The 5,725-nt window shown below is 63.5% G+C and carries 5 protein-coding genes; 2 read left to right on the forward strand and 3 right to left on the reverse strand.

Annotation, left to right across the window (positions count from 1 at the left end; translation table 11 throughout):
- Nucleotides 1-62 precede the first annotated feature (62 nt).
- Nucleotides 63-1,250, forward strand: coding sequence for a Gfo/Idh/MocA family oxidoreductase (locus ENZ75_RS18545; protein WP_013529510.1), 1,188 nt, complete (start codon nucleotides 63-65; stop codon nucleotides 1,248-1,250).
- 180 nt (nucleotides 1,251-1,430) lie between these two features.
- The gene (locus ENZ75_RS18550) at nucleotides 1,431-2,282 is read left to right on the forward strand and encodes a sugar phosphate isomerase/epimerase (protein WP_063169044.1); all 852 of its coding nucleotides are present in this window, start codon (nucleotides 1,431-1,433) and stop codon (nucleotides 2,280-2,282) included.
- Nucleotides 2,283-2,498: 216 nt separating this feature from the next.
- Here the strand turns inward: ENZ75_RS18550 and ENZ75_RS18555 are convergent, their stop codons facing one another.
- From ENZ75_RS18555 to phnE (ENZ75_RS18565), 3 genes are all read right to left on the reverse strand, one after another.
- Nucleotides 2,499-3,437, reverse strand: coding sequence for an IS110 family transposase (locus tag ENZ75_RS18555; RefSeq protein ID WP_063169043.1), 939 nt, complete (start codon nucleotides 3,435-3,437; stop codon nucleotides 2,499-2,501).
- 273 nt (nucleotides 3,438-3,710) lie between these two features.
- A complete protein-coding gene (gene phnE / locus ENZ75_RS18560) occupies nucleotides 3,711-5,078 on the reverse strand; it encodes a phosphonate ABC transporter, permease protein PhnE (protein WP_063169042.1) in 1,368 nt (455 codons plus the stop codon).
- 2 nt (nucleotides 5,079-5,080) lie between these two features.
- On the reverse strand, nucleotides 5,081-5,725 hold a 645-nt coding region (gene phnE, locus ENZ75_RS18565; RefSeq protein ID WP_128278230.1), incomplete at its 5' end, for a phosphonate ABC transporter, permease protein PhnE.

Consider the following 5,725-nt stretch of genomic DNA (forward strand, 5'->3'; position numbering starts at 1 on the left):
CACGATCCGCTGCGCGGATCGACATCCCCTCAAGGGGGGCAAGCAACAGCGAGGAGCAAGATATGGTCGGCGCATCGAAGTCGGAAACGGGAGGCGGCCCGATCCGCTACGGCATGGTCGGCGGCGGGCAAGGCGCCTTCATCGGCGCGGTGCATCGGATCGCGGCGCGGCTGGACAACGAGTTCGTGCTGGTTGCCGGCGCTTTGTCAGCCGACCCGGCCCGTGCCAAGGCCTCGGCGGCCGAACTGGGGCTCGACCCCTCACGCAGCTACGCATCCTATGCCGAGATGGCCAAGGCCGAGGCGAAGCGCCCCGACGGCATCGAAGCGGTGGCCATCGTCACGCCCAACAATGTGCATGTGCCAGCGGCAAAAGCTTTCCTCGAGGCCGGCATCCACGTCATCTGCGACAAGCCGCTGGCGACGACGCTGGCCGAAGCGAAAAAGCTCGCGGCGATAGTCGAGAAGACCGGCAAGGTGTTCGTGCTGACGCACAACTACACCGCCTATCCGATGGTGCGGCAAGCACGCGAAATGGTCGCCAAGGGCGTGCTCGGCGACATCCGCATCGTGCAGTCCGAATATCCGCAGGACTGGCTGACCGAGGATTTGGCGGCGACAGGCCAGAAGCAGGCGGCGTGGCGCTCCGACCCCAAGCAGGCAGGTGCCGGCGGTGCGCTGGGCGATATCGGCACGCATGCCTACAACCTCGCCCGCTTCGTCTCGGGGCTGGAACTGGACTCCCTGTCGGCCGATCTCGACGCCTTCGTGCCGGGACGGCTACTGGATGACAACGTCAACGTCATGCTGCGCTTCAAGCCTACCGGCAAGACGCACCCGGCCAAGGGCATGATCTGGGCAAGCCAGGTGGCGCCCGGCCATGAGAACGGGCTGAAGCTGCGCATCTATGGCTCGAAGGGTGGGCTGGAATGGGTGCAGGCCGACCCGAACTATCTCTGGTACACCCCATTCGGCCAGCCAAAGCAATTGATTACCCGCAATGGCGCCGGCGCGCTGCCGGTGGCGGGCCGTGTCAGCCGCGTGCCGTCAGGCCATCCGGAAGGCTACCTCGAAGGCTTCGCCAACATCTACCAGGAGGCCGCACGCGCCATCCGGGCGGCACGCCGCAAGGGCGGCAAGCCGGCAAAGGATGTCGTCTTCCCGACCATACAGGACGGCGTCGAGGGCATGGCCTTCATCGAGGCTTGCGTGAAGTCGTCGAAGAAGAACGGGGCGTGGACGAAGCTCTAGTCCAAGGGGCGCTGAGATTCAGGTGAGGCCGGCCTGCAAACGGCCGTTTCCTGCGCTTCCGGTGCTCACGTACCCAAAAGTACGCTCCGCTCCGGTTCTCGGAACCAGCCGTTTTCGGCTTGGCCTGACCTGAATCTCAACACCCCGGCGATCCGAGGAATCTAAGGGGAGGGGGCGTCGATGAAAATCGGCATGTGCATGTTCTTGTGGACGACGGCGGTGTCGAAGAAACACGAGCCGCTGCTGCGCGACATCAAGGCGACCGGTTTCGATGGCGTCGAGATACCGATCTTCGCCGGCACGCCGGACGATTATAGAAAGCTCGGCGATCTGCTCGACCGCATCGGGCTGGAGCGGACTGCGGTTTCGGCCATGGGCGATCCGGCGATGAATTTGATCGCGGCCGACGCGGCAACCCGCAAGGCCGGTGTCGACTACATGAAATGGGCGATCGACTGCGCGCAGGCGCTTGGCGCCAGCACGCTGAGCGGCCCTCTGCATTCGACGCTCGGGTCCTTTTCCGGCTCTGGGCCGACGGCCGCGGAGAAGAAGCGCTCCGTCGGCTCGCAGCGCGCCATCGGCGACCATGCCGGCAACAAGGGCGTCACCATCGGGCTCGAGGCGCTGAACCGCTTCGAATGCTACCTGCTCAACACGATGGCGGACCTGTCGGAGCATATCGACGCCATCGACCGGCCGCACATCAAGGCGATGTACGACACCTTCCACGCCAATATCGAGGAGGCCGACCCGATCGGCGCCTACACGAAACACCGCAGGAATGTCGTGCATATCCATATCTCGGAGAATGATCGCGGCGTGCCGGGGCGCGGCAACATTCCGTGGACCGAAACGTTTTCCGCCATCCGCAAGAGCGGCTATGACGATTGGCTGACGATCGAGGCGTTCGGCCGCTCACTCAAGGATTTGGCGGCGGCGACCAAGGTGTGGCGGGATTTTTCAGAGACCCCGGAAGCGGTTTATCGGGAGGGGTATAGGCATATCAAGAGCGGGTGGAAGAAGGCGGCTTAGGCGCCCTGGCCCATTTTCTATTTGCGTTCGCGGCGGTTGCCAGGTGGTTCCCCCACTCCGTCTCGGCTTCGCCGAGCCACCTCTCTCCCCCCTCCGGAGGGAGAGGAAGGAAGCCTCGGCCTGGGGGACACTCGGCCTAAGAGGACAGGCGTCGGCTCGGACAGCCTGGCGCTTTCCTCTACCCCGTCGATCGGGGGAGAGCGACTATCTGGGGTGTCAAGTTGCACTCGCGAACTCGTTGCGCGCATCGCGTGCTTTTGCATTGAGGATGACGAGGAGTTTTCTGGCGAGTGCGATGCGGATGAGCATTTTTGGCTTTCCCGCCTGTTGCAACCGTTGAGCGAAAGCTTTGAGATTGGGATCGAATTTGGCCACGATGGCTGCGACGATGAAGAGGATGCCACGCGGCCCGGCGCGTCCGCCGCGCACATGCCTGTTGCCGGTGCGCTTGCCGCTATCGTTGGCGAAGGGAGCGAGGCCTGCCAGCTTGGCGATGGCCTTGTTGGAGATGAGGCCGATCTCGGGCAGTTCGGCCATCAGGCGGGCGACGGTGCGTCCGGCCACGCCCTTCAGCGAACGAAAGGCCTGCTCCAGCCTGGCCCACAGCGGATCGTCATCGATCATCGAGGCAATCTCGCCTTCCAGGCGCCGTTGCTCGCGCTTGAGGAAGGCCAGCATCGCCTCGATGCTGGCGCATACCTCGGCGTCGCGTGCGGCACTTCTACGCTGCTTGTTGATGGTCGCATCGCCGACAATCTGGCAAAGCCGGCCAACCAACGCGGCAAGCCGCTGCTGGGCGGCGCTTGGCGGTGGCGTCGGCACAGTGTTCTTGACTGCGCCGTAGTGGGCGATGACAGCGGCGTCGATCCTGTCGGTCTTCTCAAGATAGCCCATCGCCTCGGCGAAACGGCGCACGCTCTTGGCATTGACCACGCCGCACGGCATGCCGTGCGCCCACAAGAGCATGAATCCCAGCCGTTCATAGCCGCCCGATGCCTCCATCACCGCAAGGACTGCGTCATGGCTGCGGCAGAACAGCCAAAGAGCTGCGATCCCCGCCGCGTCGTTGGCGAAGCGCGCTGCCGCTCCGCCAGGCCAGACATGCGCGTCCAGCCAATCTTTCGAAACATCAACTCCACAAATAATCCTGTTCACGGTAACCTGCCTTGTGCGTACGGTTGGAACCAAGCGACTGTTCGGTCGTGCGTGATGAAGGCGAAGATCCCAAGCTCTCCCGCGGCTGTAACCTCAGGTGGTACGGGCGACTTCGCCAAGCCAAGGTCCGGGCGGCCACCCGGACCTTGGCTCAATCGCTCTAATCCCACGAAATCTCTCTCGTGTAGATACAAGGTGTCGAGCGAAGCTCGACGGAGTGGGGGTCGATCCTTTGGCGCCGGTCGAGACGACTTGCGCGTCTGCATCACAAGCCTACCCCTGCTCAGCCTGGATCCTGTTGTAGTCGTGGATCGTCTGGCTCAGCCGGCGGCGCAGGAAGTTGGAGATGTTGTCGAAGATGAAGACGACGGCCAAGATCAGCAGCACCATGTAGAAGACGTTGGCCCAGTTTGAGTTGGTGCGCATCGCTTCCCACAGTTTCAGGCCGATGCCGCCGGCGCCGACAGCGCCGATGATGGTGGCGCCGCGGGTGTTGGATTCCCACTGATAGAGCGTCTGGCTGATGAACACCGGCACCACTTCCGGCAGCACGCCGTAGCGCTGCACCAGGAGGCCGTTGGCTCCGGTCGAGGTAATCCCCTCGCGCGGCCTGTCGTCGATGTTCTCCAGCGCCTCGGAATAGGTTTTGCCGAGCGTGCCGACCTCTGTGAAGAAGATCGCCGCACTGCCAGCCAGCGGTCCCGGCCCGAAGGCGCGGGTGAAGAACAGCGCCCAGATCAGCATGTCGATGGAGCGCATGAAATCGAAGAAGCGCTTGAGCACCTGGTTGACCAGCCGGCTGGGCGTGATGTTGCGGGCGGCGAAGAAGGCCAGCGGGAAGGCGACGATGCCGCCCAGCATGGTGCCGAGAAAGGCCATGACGATGGTCTGCAGGAGCTTCGTCCAGACATCGCCATGCTGCCACTGGGCGTTGTTCCAGATGTTGTCGCCGGCCAGCGCCAGATTTGACGTGCCCGGTTTCAGTTCCGGCCCGGAGACGATCAGCGAAGCGACTTCGCTTGCCGACTTGCCGAAGAAAGGCGAACGCGTGTCGAAGACGAAATTTGCCCAGCCTAGAAACCGCTTGCGTATCCTGACGCGGTCAACGGCGACGCGGGACTCGCCGGCAAAGCCCATGTCGGCGACCACCTCATCCTCATGCGCGGTGATCCAGCCGGGAACCGGTCCCGAGATCAGCGGCTTGCCGGTGCCGAGCGCGACCGCGACAGTCTCACCGTTGGCAGTTATCGTCGCTTGCGTCTTGGTGAAGGTGATCGACTTGGCGGTGCCGTCGATCAGGATCGTCACCGAACCATCGGCATTGGTCTTGACCCAGTCCGGATCCGGGTTCGGGCCGAGCACGGAGAAGCGTGGATATTTGGCAGTGATCTGCGGTTCATCGAGGCGGAAGATCGGCTGCACGTCGTAGCTGATCCACTGGGTCAGGAACAGCGGCAGGCGCTCCCAGTGCGATTCCCGCATGACCTGCGGCAGGTTGAAGAACCACAAGGCGTACAGCAGGTAGAGAAAGATGCCGCCAAGCAGCATCAGCGGCCCGAAGCGCTTGTGGAACGGCCGCTGGAACACCTGCGGGAAGCGCTCTTCGATCGACTGGATCTGATCGGCGGTCATGGTGGCCATGGTCAAGCGCTCATCACGAAAGCCTGCTCGCCGACCAGCTTGCGGCGCAGCCAGGCGGAGAACTGGTCGACGATGAAGATCGTCGTGAACAGGAGCAGCACGAGGGCTATCGTCTTGGCGCCGAAGCCGCGCGAGATCGACAGCTTCAACTCCTCGCCGATACCGCCGCCGCCGACCGCGCCCATGATGGTGGAAATGCGGACATTTATCTCAACACGCAGCAGCGTGTAGGACATGAAGTTGGGCAGCACCTGCGGCAGGCCGGCGAAGCGCACCCGCTCGAACCAGTTGGCGCCGACGGCCCTCAGGCCTTCCTCGGCGCGCATGTCGATGTTCTCGTTGATCTCGTAGAACAGCTTGCCCAGCGCGCCGATCGAATGCAGGCCGATGGCGATGATGGCGGCGATCGGGCCGATCGAGACGATGGCGGCGAACAGGCCGGCGATGACGATCTCGGGAAAGGCGCGCAGCAGTTCCATGAGGCGCTTGACGATCAGCCGCAGCACCGGATGCGGCGTCAAATTGCGCGCCGCGATGAAGGAGAACGGCACGGCGAAGACGAAGCCGATGAAGGTCGAGACCAGCGCCACGTTGAGCGTGGTCAGCATCAGCTCGAAATATTCGGGGATGTAGAAGCTGCCCCAGAC

The organism is Mesorhizobium sp. M7A.F.Ca.CA.002.04.1.1 (genome assembly GCF_004022805.1).
In the GTDB taxonomy this organism is placed as follows: Bacteria; Pseudomonadota; Alphaproteobacteria; order Rhizobiales; family Rhizobiaceae; genus Mesorhizobium; species Mesorhizobium ciceri.